This window comes from Sorangiineae bacterium MSr11367 (assembly GCA_037157805.1).
Lineage (GTDB): Bacteria > Myxococcota_A > Polyangia > Polyangiales > Polyangiaceae > Pendulispora > Pendulispora rubella.
Map to the genome: position 1 here is coordinate 4,709,890 of CP089983.1, position 15,829 is coordinate 4,725,718.

Sequence of the window (15,829 nt, forward strand, 5' to 3'; positions counted from 1 at the left end):
TTTGGAGCCAAAAGGTAGCGCAGGCTATCCCCCGCACGCGATACAATAATGAAGCCCGCCCCGGACTCGCCGCGAAGCCGATCAGGGAGCGGCCGATCAGGGAGCCATCCGGGCCGCCATTACAGCAGGGCCTTGAGCTTCTCTTGGATCTTCTCTTCGACGGTGCCCTTCATCATTTTGAGCATGAACGGCAGATCCACCTCGACGCGGACTTCGCGGTCCGTGACGCCAACCTTGCCCTTGGCACCTTTGGCCGCCCCGCTCGGGACGTTGAACTCGATGGCGTCGCCGACCCAGTTCCACACGATACCGAGCTTCTCCTGCATGCCTTTTGCAAGCTGCTCGGCGCGGTTTTTGGCTTCTTCCTTGGTGAGTGCGTGGGGGCGGGCGATATCGATGGTGGCCATGAGCGTTGCCTCTCTCCTGTAGCTTTCCTGGTTTCCTGAGTGGAGTGCCAGGCTTCTCGGGTGTCGGTTGCTAAACGTTACGTTAATCGAGGCGTTTCACGATCCAAAACCCGCGCGGGGTATCGATAGGCTCGCTCGTTTGGCCCGACGGCATCGTAAAAAGCACGTATTCCGGGGCAAGTTCCAGTGTCCCGCGGGGGATCCGGCCGAGATCGTCGGCAGACCCACTGTCGCCGTGGGACACGGCCGCGTGGAAATCGGTTTTCGCCTCGGCTGCAAGTTTCGCGGCGAGTTCCTTGGCCTCGGCCTTCGAGCGCGCCTTGGCAGGTGCACCCTGCGCGCCCTCGTAGGTCACGAGGATGACACCGAGGCGCACTTGGCGCGGCGCGGTGCTGGGCAGGGGAGGCACCGGCGTTCCATCCGGCAGTACGGCGCCCACGCCCGAGTCGAGGCGGTCCTCGCGCTCCGTCGGTGCGGATCCGACACCGTCCAGGCCAAAGGGATCCCCCGCATCCACCTCGGCGGACGTCGTTCCCGCACCATCCAATGCCGCGTCCGCTACCGCAGCGTCCACACCCGCATCGACGACAGCGGCCGTTTTCGAGCCGCCACCTTTGAAGGCAAGAACCAACGCGAGAACGGCGACCACGACCCCCAGGCCGATTGCCGCCGTGCGGGCGGACCCTTGCGATTCACTCATTTCGAGCCGTTGGACTCGTCGTCGCCGCTTTCATCCGGGGGCGGGGGCGTCGGGCCGAATTCTTCGGTGCGGAGCGTGGGAGCCGGCGGATCGCCATAGAGCTCGAGCTGGGCGGCGATCCAGTTCTCGCGGGCGGCGAGCTCGCGGCGCTGGGCGGCCGCCGGTGCTTCCACCGTCGAATCGGCGATCAGCTTGTCCAACTGCGCGTCGATCTCGGCGAGCTCCTTGCGGAGCGGCACCGGGTCGAGGCCTTCGCGCTCGCAGAATTCGTCGGTGAGGATGAGAAGTTTCTCCGGGCCGATTTCGGCAAAGCCCGGACCCACCGCGCACTTTTTCTGCTCGCCCGAGACGCGGTACGACACGACGCCGCTCTGCAGCGCCGCCAGCAGCGGCAAGTGTCCGGGAAGGACACCGAGCTCGCCGTTGACGCTGGGCGCAGTCACCTCGTCCACCGATGCGGTGAGGGCACGCCCGCGCGGCGTCACGATCTCCAACTCGATCTTATTTTCGGCCATGGTTCGAGTTCTTTCGGAGCTCTTACTTCTTGGTCTTCGTGAGCTCGGCGGCCTTGACCTTCATCTCTTCGATGTCGCCCACCATGTAGAAGGCCTGCTCGGGGTACTTCAAGTCGTCGTCGAACTTGCCGTCGAGGATCTGCTCGAACGACTCGATGGTCTTGTCGAGCTTCACCAGCTTGCCGGGCGTGCCGGTGAACTGGGCGGCGACGAAGAACGGCTGCGACAAGAAGCGCTGGATCTTGCGGGCGCGCGACACGACGAGGCGGTCTTCCTCGCTCAACTCGTCCATACCGAGGATGGCGATGATGTCCTGCAGGTCGTTGTACTTCTGCAGGGTCGACTGCACCTTACGGGCGATGTCGTAGTGCTTCTGTCCGACGACCTGCGGGTCGAGCAAGGTCGACGTGGACGCGAGCGGGTCGACGGCCGGGTAGATGCCGAGCTCCGCGATCTGGCGCGAAAGAACGGTGGTGGCGTCCAAGTGGGCGAACGTCGTGGCCGGCGCGGGGTCGGTCAAGTCGTCGGCGGGCACGTAGATGGCCTGCACGCTGGTGATGGATCCCTTGGTCGTCGACGTGATGCGCTCCTGAAGGGCGCCCATTTCCGTCGACAAGGTCGGCTGGTAACCGACGGCGCTGGGGATACGGCCGAGGAGCGCGGACACTTCCGACCCGGCCTGGGTGAAGCGGAAGATGTTGTCGACGAAGAGCATGACGTCCTGACCCTCGTCGTCGCGGAAGTACTCGGCGACCGTGAGGGCGGAGAGCGCGACGCGGGCGCGGGCTCCCGGCGGCTCGTTCATCTGGCCGAACACGAGGGCCGTCTTCGAGATGACCGGCTCGCCCGACTCGAGCTTCGACTCGCGCATTTCGAGGAACAAGTCGTTGCCCTCGCGGGTGCGCTCGCCGACGCCGGCGAAGCACGACACGCCGCCGTGCGCCTTGGCGACGTTGTTGATGAGCTCCAGGATGAGGACGGTCTTGCCGACGCCGGCGCCGCCGAACAGACCGATCTTTCCACCCTTACGATATGGCGCGAGGAGGTCGATGACCTTGATACCCGTCTCGAAGACCTCGACCTTGGTCGACTGCTCTTGGAAGGTGGGGGGCGCCTTGTGGATGGGGGCGGTCTTCTTGACGTTGACCGGCCCGGCCTCGTCCACCGGCTCGCCGATGACGTTCAAAATGCGGCCCAGGCACTCCGGCCCGACCGGCATCGCAATCGGACCGCCGGTGTCGCGGGCTTCCATGCCGCGCACGAGACCGTCGGACGTGTCCATCGCGATGGTGCGCACCGTGTTCTCGCCGAGGTGCTGGGCGACCTCGAGCGTGAGGTTCTCTTTCGCCTTGGAAATACCAGGGTTCGTAACCTTCAACGCACTGAGAATCTTCGGTAGGTGCCCCTCGGGGAACTCCACGTCAACGACCGGTCCGATGACCTGGACGATCTTGCCTTTGTTTGCGTTGCCGGTGCCAGTGGGGATGGAGGGAGAAGTCATGTTTTTCCGGGGCCGCGCATATCATGGTTGGCCCTTTGACGTCCACCCCCGTTTGCGCACGTGTTCAGTACCCCCCACTGGAAAGGCCTGTTCCCCCTGCACTCGCACGCACTCAGGGAAGAAGGAAACCGCGAGGACCCCAAAGAGCCGCCCGCGGGGAAACCAAACCTCCCTCATTTGGGTGAGTGATGGTTCATCTGGCGATCCTGGCGAAATTTTGGCGCCCCTGGCGGTTTCCTTCTTCTGCGCTATTCACTCGTCCGGCCCGTTGACCGGGAGTAAATATCTCACGATGTAAGTGTGACATCGTACGAGTTCAGGAACGGTTTTTTCCAGTCAGCACCAGCACTTGACCTGAACGTGTCGCTCTGTCACATGGCTTGAAGCTCGCGCGTTTACGAAGGCACGGGGAGTTCGGGACGGTCAGTTGATATCGCCGCAGACCATCGCGCTCGTACGCGAGCGCACGGACATCGTTGCCCTCATTTTGGAGAGCGTGCCGACCCTCAAGCGCCGCGGGCGGTCGTTCACCGGGCTCTGTCCGTTCCACAAAGAGAAATCTCCGAGTTTTCACGTCAATCCAGACCGCGGCTTCTTCCATTGTTTCGGCTGCAAGGAAGGCGGCAGCGCGCTCGACTTCGTGATGAAGCTGGACGGATTGTCCTTCCCCGAGGCCGTCCGCGTCCTGGCGGAGCGTGCAGGCATCGCCATCGAGGAAGACGTTCGCGAGCGGACCGAAGTCGACCGTCAGCGCAAGCAACGCGACGATCTCTATTCGGTCAACAACCTCGCGGCGACCTTCTTCGAGCGGCAACTGCGCGAGCACCCGCACGCGGGCTACGCCTTGGAGGAGCTGGCCCGTCGCGAGCTGGTGCCCACGTGGTGGGCAGAACATGCCCCCGCCGTTCCCGGGGGCGCGAGCAAATCCTCCGCGGCCATCGACGAGGCCCTGCAGGCCTTCCGCATCGGCTACGCCCCCGCCGCGTGGGACGGCCTCGCGAGCTTTCTCAAGCAGCAGGGCATCTCGCCCATGTACGCCGAGCAAGTCGGCCTGCTCGTTCCGCGCTCTTCGGGCGCGGGGCACTACGACCGGTTCCGCCACCGGCTCATGTTCGCCGTGGTGGACCCGCAAGGACGCGTGGTGGCCTTCAGCGGCCGAAGCTTGCGCGCCCTGCCGGACTCCGAGGACCCGGGAAGCCGCGGCGGCGAGAAACCTGCAAAGTACATTAATTCGCCCGAGAGCCCGATTTACAGCAAAGGGCAGATGCTCTTCGGCATCTACCAGGCTCGCCATGCCATCCGCGAAGAACAATGCGCCGTCGTCGTCGAGGGCAACTTCGATTGCGTCTCCCTGCAGGCGCGGGGCATCAAGAACGTCGTCGCGCCCCTCGGCACCGCGTTCACCGGCGACCAAGCCAAGTTGCTCAAGCGCTACGCGTCCCGCGTCGTCCTTCTCTTCGATGCCGACAACGCAGGGCGCAAAGCCACGCGGGCCTCACGCGGACCGTTGCGCGACGCAGGCCTCGGCGCGAAAGTCGGGAACTTGCCCGCCGGCGTCGATCCGGACGAATTTCTGCGCACGCGCGGGGTACAGGCGCTCAACGAAGTCTTGGCACATGCGCGGGGCATGCTCGAATACCTGATCGATAGCTCGCTCGATGCCGGCTTCACCGCTGCCGATGCCCACGAGCGTGCCGCCCGCGTGACGGAAGTGTCGCAACTTCTCGCCGAGGAGGACGACCCTCTCATTAAGATGATGGCCAAAACCCACGCCGATCAAGTTGCGGGACGCATCGATTTGCGCCTCGTCGATCGCGTGGCGCGTCACGTTCCCGAGGAACCTTTTCGGGCGTTGGTCGATGCGGTGAAGCGCGCCGTGGCCAAAGCTGGCCCGCCGCCCACCCTGCGCCGCGGCGAGACGCAGGACGCGCCCAAGCGTGCGCGCCTTCCGAACCGGGCGCCCGATGCGCGTGCGCGCGCGGCCCTCGTGGGGGCGCTCATCGAGTACCCGGAGCTGCTGCGCGATCCGGAGGTCGAACCGTGGCTCTCGTTGCTCGAGGGGCCTTCGGCGCGAACGGTGGCCGCGCTGGCGCAATCGTGCAATCTCTCCGGAGATGGTCGTCTCGATACGGACCTGTTTCAAACGCGTCTTGCGGGTATCGATCCTGCCATCCGCGCTTTCGCTGCAGAGCGGCTAGCCGCCCCAACACACGACAACGTCGAGATGGCCAAGATGCAAGCGTTCCGAGCGGCGGAGGTTTTGCGCTCGATCCGCCTCGAGGAGACGACCCGAGAATCCGCCGACAACCAGAGAAATGAAGGCGATTTCGAATCGCAAGTTGCCCTGGCCGCCGAGCACCACCGGCAGGTTTTGGCGGCCCGTGGCGATGCTCCGAAGAACCGACCGTACGCTCCGGTAACTGGAGCGACCATGCACCGCCCTGAGCCGGAGGGGTTGAATTCTTCAAAAATCTTTCGTGTAGACCCTGGACCCAAAGCCGAACCCGAGTATTAGGACGGGTCGCTTACAAAGAAATCGACGGATTCGTGCTTCACCAAGAAGATTCGACGTAGTCCTTTCAGAGACTTTCAGACTTTTCGCCTTCTCCCTTCACTTCACATAGTCCCTTCCTTCACGTGACCTTCCCATGAAACCTCACGAGGTATAAGACGCGATGGCGACGAAGAACCGCGACCGGAAAGAAGTTCAGCAGCTCATCGAGGCTGGCAAAACCAAGGGTTTTCTCACCTACGAAGAGGTGAATGACGCTTTGCCGGCCGATGTCGTTGCCGATCAGATGGACGACGTGATGGGCGTCCTCGGCGACGAGGACATCGAGATCGTCGACGCTGCGACGCAGGTCAAGATCGCCCCCACGCGCATCGCCGCCGAGGAAGCCGCGGAGAAGACCAAGCAGGTCCCGCGCTCCGAGAAGGAAGAGGCGGACGACGGAAGCTATTACTCGAAGTCCAACGATCCGGTTCGCATGTACTTGCGCAAGATGGGAAGCGTCTCGCTTCTCACGCGCGAAGGCGAAGTGGAGATCGCGAAGCGCATCGAGACCGGTGAGCACACGATTCTGGGCGCCATTCTGAATAGCCCGGTGGCCGTTCGCGAGATCATCGATCTGGGTGACAAGCTTCGCAAACACAAGATCCGGGTGAAGGACATCATCCGCGACGCGGAGGACGAGGATCGCGAGTTCGACGAGGAGGAGGCGGATCGCCGCATTTTGCGCCTCATCGAAAAAGTCCGTCACCTCGACAAGGCGACGCAGGAGCTGCGCGTGCAGCTTCAGGGCGCCACCGCCGCGCGCAAGAAGAGCATCGACGCGGAGATCGACGGCAACCGCGCCAAGATGGTCGAGACGCTCGAGGACATGCGTCTCAACAAGAAGACGATCGATCGCGTCGTCATGAAGCTGCGCACGTTGATCCAGAAGATCGAACGCGCGGAGAGCGGCTCGACGGAGATCGAAAAGCGCACCGGCGTCGACATGGACCAGCTGCGCAAAGAGGCGCGCACGGCCAAGGGCGATGCCAACGGGGAGCGCCGCTTCAAGCGCCGCCACGGCGTGACGCCCGAGGAGGTTCTCTCGAACCACGCCGCGGCGATGAAGAACCTGAAGAAGGTCGAAGAGGAGCTGCAGCTCGACATCAAGTCGCTGCGCGCGACCTACAACGAGATCCGCGAGGGCGAGCGCGTGGCCGAGCGGGCCAAGGCGGAGTTGGTGGAAGCCAACCTGCGTCTCGTCGTCTCCATCGCGAAGAAGTACACGAACCGCGGCTTGCAGTTCCTCGACCTGATCCAGGAAGGGAACATCGGCCTGATGAAGGCCGTCGACAAGTTCGAGTACAAGCGCGGCTACAAGTTCTCCACGTACGCCACGTGGTGGATCCGGCAAGCGATTACCCGCGCCATCGCCGACCAGGCGCGCACGATTCGTATCCCGGTCCACATGATCGAGACGATCAACAAGTTGATCCGCACCAGCCGCTACCTGGTGCAGGAATACGGACGCGAGCCCACGCCGGAAGAAATCGCCGAGAAGATGGAGCTCCCGCTCGACAAGGTGCGCAAGGTTCTGAAGATCGCCAAAGAGCCGATCAGCCTCGAAACGCCCATCGGCGAGGAGGAAGATTCGCATCTCGGAGACTTCATCGAGGACAAGAGCGTCGTGTCGCCGGCCGAAGCGGTCATCAACATGAACCTCGCCGAGCAGACCCGCAAAGTCCTCAAGTCCCTCACGCCGCGCGAGGAGAAGGTCCTGCGCATGCGTTTCGGCATCGGCGAGAAGAGCGACCACACCTTGGAAGAAGTCGGCCAAGACTTCGAAGTCACCCGCGAGCGCATTCGCCAAATCGAGGCGAAGGCCCTGCGCAAGCTGCGTCACCCGTCGCGCTCGAAGCAGCTTAAATCGTTCATCGAGAGCTGACCGTTTCGCTCGGTCTACCCTAGCGTACGACAGCATGGGGGGCGGCACCCGTCGGGTGACCGCCCTCTGTCGTTAAAAACGTTGGGAGTGCGGTCAATGCGAACGGCAGCAGGGTTTGGGCTCATCTTGGGCGTGTTGGCATTGGGCGGATGCGCGCCGGAGGCTGCGGCGGCGCCTGCAACCCCGCGTGCCGCGTTGACCGGGCCCATTCGCGTGCAGGTCGATGCGCGCGATGCACCCCAGATGGTCCTCCACGCGAAGCTCACCGTGCCGGCGCGGCCGGGGGCGCTCACGTTGGTGTACCCCAAGTGGATCCCGGGAACGCACGGGCCGACGGGGAAGGTCGCCGACATCAGCGGCTTGCGCTTTTCCGCGGGTGGAAAGCCGCTCGCGTGGAAGCGCGATCCCGAGGAGACGTCGGAGTTCGCCCTCAGCGTGCCCGCGGCCGCGTCCTCCATCGAGGTGGAGCTCGACGTCGTCGTGGACAAGCGCTGGGGCGAGACGCCGGACGTGTCCGATCTGAATTGGAACCGTGTGGTGCTCTATCCCAAGGGCGCTCGCTCCAGCGACGTGCAGCTCGAGCCCAGTGTGCAGGTGCCTGCGGGCTGGCACTTCGCCACGGCCTTGCGTCGTGTTTCGCAGGCAGGGGAGTCGGTGACGTTTCAGCGCGTGTCGCTGGAGACGCTCGTCGATTCGCCCGTGGTGATGGGGCGCTACGGGCGCACGATCGATCTGGGCACCGCGCTGGGGGCGCCGCACAGCTTGGAGCTCGTGAGCGATACGGAGGGCGCGGTCAATGCGAACGAAAAGCAGATTGCCACCTACCGGCGCTTGGTGGGCGAGGCGACGACGCTCTTCGGGGCGCGCCATTACGATGCGTATTCGTTCTTGTACATCTTGAGCAGCGAGGGCGATCGAGGCAACGGCCTGGAACACCACGCGTCGAGCCAGAACCTCGGCGTGCCGGCCCTCTTCTCCAAGGACGACGAGTTCCGCCTGGCGAGCACGCTGCTTCCGCACGAATACGCGCACTCGTGGTGCGGCAAGTACCGCCGCCCGAAGGGCCTGGCCACGCCGAATTACCAGGAGCCGACGCGGAACGACTTGCTCTGGGTCTACGAGGGCCTCACGGAGTACCTGGGGTGGCTTCTCGCGGGGCGCAGCGGTCTCGCGCAGCCGCAGGACTCGAAGGATGCCCTCGCGCTCATCGCGGCCACGCTCGATGCGATCCCGGCGCGCAAATGGCGCTCGCTGGGCGATACGACGTACACCCCGGCGTTCGGCCAGGAGTCGAACCGGCCGTGGTATTCGGCCCAGCGCGCCCGGGATTACTACCCCGAGAGCCTGCTCATCTGGCTCGAGGCGGATATGCTCATCCGCGAGAAAACGGGGGGAGCCCGCTCGCTGGACGACTTTTTGCGCGCCTTCTTCGGGGGCACGAGCGGCGGCGCCGAAGTGAAGCCCTACGAGCTGGGCGACGTCGTCACCGCCTTGAATCGCGTCGCGGCGCACGACTGGAAAGCCTTCTTCGAGCAGCGCATCACCGAGGTGGCCGCGCACGCACCGCTCGGCGGCATCGAGGGCGCCGGCTACCGCCTGTCGTACCGCGACAAGCCCAGCGATCGCCAAGGCCTCGTCGAACGCATCAACAAGACGATCAACGAGCGTTTCACCTTGGGCATCTTGATCAACGACAAGGCCGTCCTGACCGACGTGCACTTCGACGGCCCCGCGGGGCGTGCGGGTGTCGCCGAGGGCTCCGTCCTCGTCGCCGTCAATGGCCGCAAATACAGCGCGGAGCTCCTGCGGCGCACCATCGCGGACAACAAAGGCTCGGCATCGCCCATCGAGCTACTCACCGAGCGCGATGGCTTTTACCGCACGCACCGCGTGACGTGGAACGAGGGCGGCCGCTATCCGTATTTGGAACGCGTGGCCTCGAAGCCCGATACGTTGGCGACCTTGCTCGCACCTCGAAATCGCTGAAATTTCGCTGCGTGGACGCGCGAATGCTGCTAGGAGGCGCGACATTGTCCATGCGAATGCCCTTTCGGCTGATTCCGCTCTTTCTCTTGGCCGGGTGCACGCCGCCCCAAGCTTTGGCAGCCCCCGCGCCGCCGCCGCTCGCCGGACCGATGACCGTGCGGGTCGATGCGCGCGATGCGGCGCAGATGGTGCTGCACGCCAAGGTTCGCGTGCCCGCACGCCCAGGGCCGCTGACGTTGGTGTACCCGAAGTGGATCCCCGGCCATCACGGTCCGGCGGGCCGGGTGGCGGACATCAGCGGGCTGCGGTTCTCGGCCGGCGGGCAGACCCTCGCCTGGCGCCGCGATCCGGTGGAGACGTCCGAGTTCTCCGTGATCGTGCCCGCAGGGGCGGCAGCCGTCGACGTGGAGCTCGATGTCGTTGCCGATCCACGGTGGTTTCCCACCGACGGCGTATCGTCCATCGGCTGGGAACAAGTGGTGCTCTATCCAAAGGGCGCCCGCGTTCGCGATGTCCGGGTCGAGCCCAGTGCCCAGATGCCCTCGGGATGGCGCTACGCCACGTCGCTGCAGATCGCGTCCGACACGGCGGGCGCGGTGAATTTCAGGCCGACGACCCTAGAAATGCTCGTCGATTCGCCGGTGATCCTCGGTCGCTACGGCCGCTCGATCGATCTTGGAACGGCCTTGGGGGCCGCGCACTCGCTCGAAGTCGTCGCGGAGAGCAAGGACGCGCTTCAAGCGACGGAGGCCCGCCTCGCGACCTACCGCAGGCTGGTGGCGGAGGCGGCGGCCTTGTTTGGCGCCCGCCACTACGACCGATATACCTTCTTATTGACGTTGAGCAGCTCGGCGGGGGAGGACTTCAACGGCACCGAGCACCACGCCTCGAGCCAAAACGTCGCCATCGCGAACTTCTTCACGAGCGACGATGCAGGCCGCTACGTCCGCTGGCTCCTGCCGCACGAGTTCGCCCACTCCTGGTGCGGAAAATACCGCCGGCCCAAAGGGCTGGCCACGCCGGACTACCAGCAACCGATGCGCAACGACCTCCTCTGGGTCTACGAGGGGCTCACGCACTACCTCGGCTGGCTCCTCAGCGCACGCAGTGGGGTCGTCTCGACCCAGGATGCGTTGGACGACTTGGCGCGGATGGCCGCGGAGCTCGACGCCATTCCCGGACGCAAGTGGCGCCCGCTCGGCGACACCACGTTTACGGCGGCCTTCGGGGCCGACTCGAATCGCCCCTGGTATTCGGCCCAGCGCGCCTTCGACTATTACCCGGAGAGCCTGCTGGTCTGGCTGGAGGCCGACACGCTCATCCGGCAAAAGACGGATGGAAAGCGCTCGCTCGACGATTTCCTGCGCGCCTTCTTCGGCGGTGCCAACACCGGGGCGGAGGTGAAACCGTACGAGCTCGCTGACGTGCTGAAGGCCTTGGGCGATGTCGTGGCGTACGACTGGAAATCCTTCTTCGAGCAGCGCATCACCGCCATCACGCCGCACGTGCCGCTCGGCGGTGTCGAGGCCGGCGGCTACAAACTCGGGTACCACGACAAGCCGTCGGACTTTCAGTCCGTGTGGGAACGCTCGACCCACCTCCTGAACGAGCGCTCCACCCTGGGCGTCGTGCTGGACGACAAGGGCGTCGTGAAGGACGTGCACCTCGATGGACCGGCCGGCAAGGCGGGGCTCCCGCCGGGCGGCGTCGTCGTCGCGGTCAACGGCCGCAAGTACTCGCCCGACGTGCTGCGGCGCGCCCTGGCGGATGCCGCCAAAGGGCCCGTCGAGCTGTTGGCCGAGCGGGATGGCTTCTTCCGGACGTACCGCGTCGCCGGGGGGACCGGTGCACGGTATCCGCATCTGGACCGCGATCCGGCCAAGCCGGATCTGCTGGGCGCCATTCTTGCGCCGCGGGCGCCGCAGCCGCCGCCGGCCGCGTTGACGCGCTGATACGCTGGCGACGATGTCACGCGCCTTCCGCCTTCGCGGCCTTACGGGTCTGTTGCTTCTCGTCACGCTCTCGGCGTGCGAGCGTGGTTGTTTGTCCACGTGGTTGCGGAGTCACGGTCTGGGTGAAGTCCCCACCGCGCCCACCATTCCCAAGGGAAGCGAGGCCGCGTGCCCCGAGGGATTGGCACGATGCCGTGACAATGTCGTGGAGGTCTCGCGCGCCTATACCCCGCCCGGTGCCTGCTCGCCCGAAGGTTGCCGCTGTCCGTGGGATCGGCTGGCTGCGTGCAAACGCGGCTGCGTCGTCGACGGCATGGAAATGGAGATGCCGCGCGAAAACGCGGAAAAGCAACTTTGCGCGGGGGATATCGGCCCCGCCGTCGCGCGCCCGGCGCTGCCAGGATTCGTGCCCGACGGCGGCCCCACCGATCCCGAGGTGCTGGAGGCCTATTGCGAGGTGGAGCGCTACCACTGCGCCCGCAGCACCGTGTACCAATGCGATTCGGGGCAGGCCAAACCGGTGGTCCAGTGCCAGTCCGGGTGCATCCAGGGGGAGGCCCTCATCGTCGAGGAAATCTCGGTCGAGGCAGCCACGGCCCTGCTCTGCGTGCGCTGAGCGGGATACGCACGCGCGCAAAGTCGGCGCGTGTACGCGTAGCTCGCGCGTACCTTTCGCGCGTCGATATCTACGCAGTCCTACGCTGTTTGCTTATTGAACCGCACGACCCTGACGGGGCTGTCGCAGTGAGCGCGCCGCGTGGCAACCCGGGTCCGCGCCCAGTTCTCGTGTGACTGTCAAGCCGAAAAGGTGACGGACCTACATCGTCTCCATTAGGCTTCGAAATCGAGGGATTTCTCGAGCGCGGGAAGATCGCGTGAGGGGATTCGTATGTCGAACGAACCCGCACACCTGCATGTGACGACGACGTGATTGGGGGGCCAAGGAAGCGAGTCAACCTTGGCGAGACACTTGCTTATACAGATTAGCGACTTCGCAAAACGCGAAACGATTACTCCGGACTTCGGCTCCGGAAGATTCGCCGTAACCGCAAAAAGCCGAAAGAAATTCACCTCCCGCGCGGGGGGGCACGCAATGCGCCAGATTGGTATTTTCATCGGTGTTTCGATTGCAGCGGTCATCTTCGGTGCCAGCTCACCGGAAGGTGGCGTGGCCACTGCTGCGCCTTCCGAGTTGCCGGCTCCACCTAAAACCGTCGGCGCGGAGTCGCCGAAGCACGACGGCGTGCCGACGGCCATCCTCGCCCCCGCTAGCGCCTCCAATGCGAATGCGGGGAGCGCTACGACCCCCACACTGGGTCCTGGTTCGAGCGTTCCCGAATCGGGCGTCTGCCCGTCGGACATGGTGATGGTCGAAGGCGACTATTGTCCTTGGCTCGAGCAGAAGTGTCTTCGCTGGGTCGACCCCGAGACGAAGATGCGTTGCGCTGAGTTCGCCCCCACCGGCCCGTGCCAATCGGGGACGTCGCACAAAAAGTTCTGCATCGACAAGTTCGAATACCCCAACGTCGCGGGGGAACGCCCGGTGGTCATGAAGACCTGGGTGGAAGCGAAGGCGACGTGCGAATCCATTGGCAAGCGTCTATGCGGCGAGACCGAGTGGACCTTGGCCTGCGAAGGCGAGGAGCGCATGCCGTATCCCTACGGCCTGACGCGCGACGCCGAAGCCTGCAACATCGACAAGCCGCACCCGGAGCCGGACGAAAAGCTGATTGCCGACCCGCGCACGCGCGACGCCGAGGTGGCGCGTCTCGATCAACGCGATCCGTCGGGCTTCCGCGAAGCCTGCGTCAGTTCCTACGGCGTGCACGACATGACCGGCAACGTCGACGAGTGGGTCGTGAACGAGAGCGGCCGCCCGTACAAGAGCGGTCTCAAAGGCGGCTATTGGGGCCCCGTGCGCACCCGCTGCCGTCCCATGACGACCGCGCACAACGAGACGTTCATCTTCTACCAAATCGGCTTCCGCTGCTGCGCGGACGCCCCCAAGGCCGACGCCACGGCCGCCGCGACCCCCAAGGCCGCCCCCGAGAAGGCGCCCGCCGCAGCTGCCGCGGCCCCCAAAGCCGCCCCCGTCGTGGCCGCCGCTACGTTCCTCGCGGGAACCTGACCTCTACACAGCGCTTGGCAATGGCTTCGGCGAGCGCCGCGACGACAGGGTGAGAAAGCCCTTCGTCGTGAGCTCGCCGAAGGTGCATTTGCACCAGGTCGGGCAGCGCGTCCGCCATGCGACGGAGGCGCGCGCGCAAGTCGTCGGGGTCGAACTTCAGCTCGGCGCCGAGCTTGTCCCATTGATAAGGGCCAATATCCCAATCGATGGTGCCTGGCTCGTCGGCCAGATACGCACTTCGCTCCGCCGTGGCGAAGCGGATGGCGCCCGCGCAATCTTCGCCGACGTGGAGCAGCAAGGCGAAGGCGTTTCGCGGCGAGACCTGAAACCGTCGCGCCCATCGCTCCAGAATGAGCTCGTTGTCGGGGAGCAAGCCCCAGATGTACGCGTCGACAACGGCATGTCTGTGCTCCGACATGGTCAGCGGCATCGAAAGCGAGATCGGATACGCGTCTGGCGAGCCAGCCCATTCATCGGCATAGACGAACGTCAGCTTGCCGCGGCGATCACGACGGAGGTGGCCAACGAGGCGTTGGTCCAGCCATGCGAGCAGCTCGCCGTTCATGCTGGCGGCTTTCGGGCGTTGCGGACGACGGCGTCGATGTCCGGTGCATCGATGGGCGTGAGGGCGCCAGCGTCGGTGCCGATTCGAAGCTTCAAGCCTAGAGCGCGCAGCGTGCGCAGAATCAACCCAAGCTCGGCGCGAGGCTTACCGTGCTCGCATTCGCTGATCCATTGGCGGCTTACTCCGACACGTTCGGCGAGGGTACGCTGACCGAGCTTCAGTTCGCGCCGGCGTTGGCGGATGGCGGCGCCGAGATCCTTGGCGGTGCGAAGGTGCATCGTGAGCCCGGCCGATCGCAAATGTCGTCGAACGGCGATGTTCCCTTATGTCAGCGAACGGCGACATTTCAAAATGTCGTCGAACGGCGACATTTGCGTCGTGCGGCTTAGCCGGCGGGGACGGTTTCTTCGGCGGAGGCGCTCAGTTGCTTCAGGGCGCCGGGCTGGCCCACGAGGAAGATGAGGGCGGCGACCACCGTCCACACGAGTTGGACCATGTAGAGGAGGAAGACGTAGGCGGCGCCCTGCTCGGTGACCACGTTGGTGGGGAAGTACATGGTCATGCCCGCGTAGATGCCGGCCTGGAAGACGCCGAGAAGGCCGGGCGGGCCCGGGATGAGGACGGTGACGCCCAGCATGCCCATCAGCGCGCACGCTTCGCCGAACGTGATGGCCGACCCGTCGCCGTGGACGATGCCGCAGCCCCAGGCCAGAAGCCACATGCCGCCCACGTTGGCGAACCAGTAGATCGTGCTCTCCCACAGGAAACCGAGCGCATCGCGGCCGCGCCCGAAGGCATGGAGACCATCGGCGAGGCGCCCTGCAAAGTCGGCGAGCTTCTCGCCCAGCTTTTTCGACACCAGCCCGAACACGGCCAACGTCAGCCGGCGCGCCCACTCACGCGCGAAGTAGTAAACGCCAATCACGATGAACGCGGTCGTGAACACGCCGAGCATCACGAAGCCGGAACGGCGCACGGCGGCCACCGACACCGGAAGCCCGACGACCGTGGCCGGCAACGGCACCACGTGCGGCACCGTGATGAGGGCGATGGCCAGGATGATGCTCAGATAGAGCCCGTCCACCACGCGTTCGGCGACGACCGTGCCCGTGGCCGCGGTCATCGACAGCTTGCCTTTCTCACGAATGAGGAAGGGCCGCACGAACTCACCGAGCCGGAACGGCATCAGCAAAATGGCGGCAAAGCCAATCCACGACACGGCGAGCACCCGCCTGCGCGGGACGGTGGCGATCGACCGCAGCAGAAAACGCCAGCGGACCGCGCGGAAGTACGTCATGACGACGAGCGTCAGGAAGTACCCCCCGAGCGTCCACCAGCGCACGTGCGCGAAGTTCCCGCTGTCCGGCAGCAGCTTCAGCCCGCCTTTCTGCAACGTAAAGAGCAGGCTCGCCGTGATGACCGCCGATGCCACCAACTTGGCCGTATGGCGTCGGAAGAATCCGTGGGGTGGCTCCAAGGCCGTGGAAGACTCAGACGAGCGCGATTCGGACGGGGCGGGGGAGCTTGATTCGGCGGTCACTTCGGCACGCTCCTATAGCGCGGAGTGTACCGGCGTACCACACCCGACGAAGATTCCAGCCATTTACGGCGGACGCGACCGCACTTCGTCGGGTTTCCG

At 65.0% G+C, this 15,829-nt stretch carries 12 protein-coding genes and 1 pseudogene; 6 read left to right on the plus strand and 7 right to left on the minus strand.

The features are described 5' to 3' along the window. Nucleotides 1–119: 119 nt before the first annotated feature. The 4 genes from LVJ94_18810 to atpD all read right to left on the minus strand — a co-directional run bounded on the left by LVJ94_18810 (nucleotide 120) and on the right by atpD (nucleotide 3,123). The gene (locus LVJ94_18810) at nucleotides 120–407 is read right to left on the minus strand and encodes a polyhydroxyalkanoic acid system family protein (GenBank protein ID WXB09274.1); all 288 of its coding nucleotides are present in this window, start codon (nucleotides 405–407) and stop codon (nucleotides 120–122) included. 82 nt (nucleotides 408–489) lie between these two features. Continuing rightward, nucleotides 490–1,107: a peptidyl-prolyl cis-trans isomerase gene (locus LVJ94_18815; GenBank protein ID WXB09275.1), complete on the minus strand. Its 618-nt coding sequence runs from the start codon at nucleotides 1,105–1,107 to the stop codon at nucleotides 490–492. Next, the gene (gene atpC / locus LVJ94_18820; GenBank protein ID WXB09276.1) at nucleotides 1,104–1,622 is read right to left on the minus strand and encodes an ATP synthase F1 subunit epsilon; all 519 of its coding nucleotides are present in this window, start codon (nucleotides 1,620–1,622) and stop codon (nucleotides 1,104–1,106) included. Before atpC ends, LVJ94_18815 begins: the two co-directional genes overlap by 4 nt. Before the next feature lie 22 nt (nucleotides 1,623–1,644). Further along, on the minus strand, nucleotides 1,645–3,123 hold the full coding sequence (gene atpD / locus LVJ94_18825) for a F0F1 ATP synthase subunit beta (GenBank protein ID WXB09277.1): 1,479 nt from the start codon (nucleotides 3,121–3,123) through the stop codon (nucleotides 1,645–1,647). A 427-nt stretch (nucleotides 3,124–3,550) separates the two neighbouring features. On the opposite strand from atpD, the gene LVJ94_18830 reads away from it, so the two are divergent. The 6 genes and pseudogenes from LVJ94_18830 to LVJ94_18855 all read left to right on the plus strand — a co-directional run bounded on the left by LVJ94_18830 (nucleotide 3,551) and on the right by LVJ94_18855 (nucleotide 13,625). Next, nucleotides 3,551–5,638: a CHC2 zinc finger domain-containing protein gene (locus LVJ94_18830; protein WXB09278.1), complete on the plus strand. Its 2,088-nt coding sequence runs from the start codon at nucleotides 3,551–3,553 to the stop codon at nucleotides 5,636–5,638. Between the two features lie 178 nt (nucleotides 5,639–5,816). Beyond that, nucleotides 5,817–7,559, plus strand: a pseudogene (rpoD, locus tag LVJ94_18835) (RNA polymerase sigma factor RpoD). A gap of 96 nt (nucleotides 7,560–7,655) precedes the next feature. Beyond that, a complete protein-coding gene (locus LVJ94_18840; protein WXB09279.1) occupies nucleotides 7,656–9,545 on the plus strand; it encodes a M61 family peptidase in 1,890 nt (629 codons plus the stop codon). Nucleotides 9,546–9,595: 50 nt separating this feature from the next. Beyond that, nucleotides 9,596–11,497 (plus strand): PDZ domain-containing protein, encoded by a 1,902-nt coding sequence (locus LVJ94_18845; GenBank protein ID WXB09280.1) that lies wholly within the window; start codon nucleotides 9,596–9,598, stop codon nucleotides 11,495–11,497. A gap of 13 nt (nucleotides 11,498–11,510) precedes the next feature. Beyond that, on the plus strand, nucleotides 11,511–12,113 hold the full coding sequence (locus tag LVJ94_18850) for a hypothetical protein (protein WXB09281.1): 603 nt from the start codon (nucleotides 11,511–11,513) through the stop codon (nucleotides 12,111–12,113). Between the two features lie 477 nt (nucleotides 12,114–12,590). Continuing rightward, entirely contained in the window at nucleotides 12,591–13,625 is a 1,035-nt protein-coding gene (locus LVJ94_18855) for a formylglycine-generating enzyme family protein (protein WXB09282.1), read from the plus strand. Here LVJ94_18855 and LVJ94_18860 read toward each other — a convergent pair. From LVJ94_18860 to LVJ94_18870, 3 genes are all read right to left on the minus strand, one after another. Further along, the gene (locus LVJ94_18860; GenBank protein ID WXB09283.1) at nucleotides 13,603–14,190 is read right to left on the minus strand and encodes a HipA N-terminal domain-containing protein; all 588 of its coding nucleotides are present in this window, start codon (nucleotides 14,188–14,190) and stop codon (nucleotides 13,603–13,605) included. The genes LVJ94_18855 and LVJ94_18860 overlap by 23 nt on opposite strands. Beyond that, nucleotides 14,187–14,468: a helix-turn-helix domain-containing protein gene (locus tag LVJ94_18865; protein ID WXB09284.1), complete on the minus strand. Its 282-nt coding sequence runs from the start codon at nucleotides 14,466–14,468 to the stop codon at nucleotides 14,187–14,189. The genes LVJ94_18860 and LVJ94_18865 overlap by 4 nt, the downstream gene beginning before the upstream one ends. A 107-nt stretch (nucleotides 14,469–14,575) precedes the next feature. Beyond that, nucleotides 14,576–15,730, minus strand: coding sequence for a flippase-like domain-containing protein (locus LVJ94_18870; GenBank protein WXB09285.1), 1,155 nt, complete (start codon nucleotides 15,728–15,730; stop codon nucleotides 14,576–14,578). Nucleotides 15,731–15,829: the final 99 nt, after the last annotated feature.

Coding starts and splice junctions, on each gene's coding strand:
- LVJ94_18850 (WXB09281.1), top strand. CDS start 11,511: ATGTCACGCGCCTTCCGCCTTCGCGGCCTTACGGGTCTGTTGCTTCTC.
- LVJ94_18810 (WXB09274.1), bottom strand. CDS start 407: ATGGCCACCATCGATATCGCCCGCCCCCACGCACTCACCAAGGAAGAA.
- LVJ94_18845 (WXB09280.1), top strand. CDS start 9,596: ATGCGAATGCCCTTTCGGCTGATTCCGCTCTTTCTCTTGGCCGGGTGC.
- atpC (WXB09276.1), bottom strand. CDS start 1,622: ATGGCCGAAAATAAGATCGAGTTGGAGATCGTGACGCCGCGCGGGCGT.
- LVJ94_18860 (WXB09283.1), bottom strand. CDS start 14,190: ATGAACGGCGAGCTGCTCGCATGGCTGGACCAACGCCTCGTTGGCCAC.
- atpD (WXB09277.1), bottom strand. CDS start 3,123: ATGACTTCTCCCTCCATCCCCACTGGCACCGGCAACGCAAACAAAGGC.
- LVJ94_18815 (WXB09275.1), bottom strand. CDS start 1,107: ATGAGTGAATCGCAAGGGTCCGCCCGCACGGCGGCAATCGGCCTGGGG.
- LVJ94_18865 (WXB09284.1), bottom strand. CDS start 14,468: ATGCACCTTCGCACCGCCAAGGATCTCGGCGCCGCCATCCGCCAACGC.
- LVJ94_18855 (WXB09282.1), top strand. CDS start 12,591: ATGCGCCAGATTGGTATTTTCATCGGTGTTTCGATTGCAGCGGTCATC.
- LVJ94_18840 (WXB09279.1), top strand. CDS start 7,656: ATGCGAACGGCAGCAGGGTTTGGGCTCATCTTGGGCGTGTTGGCATTG.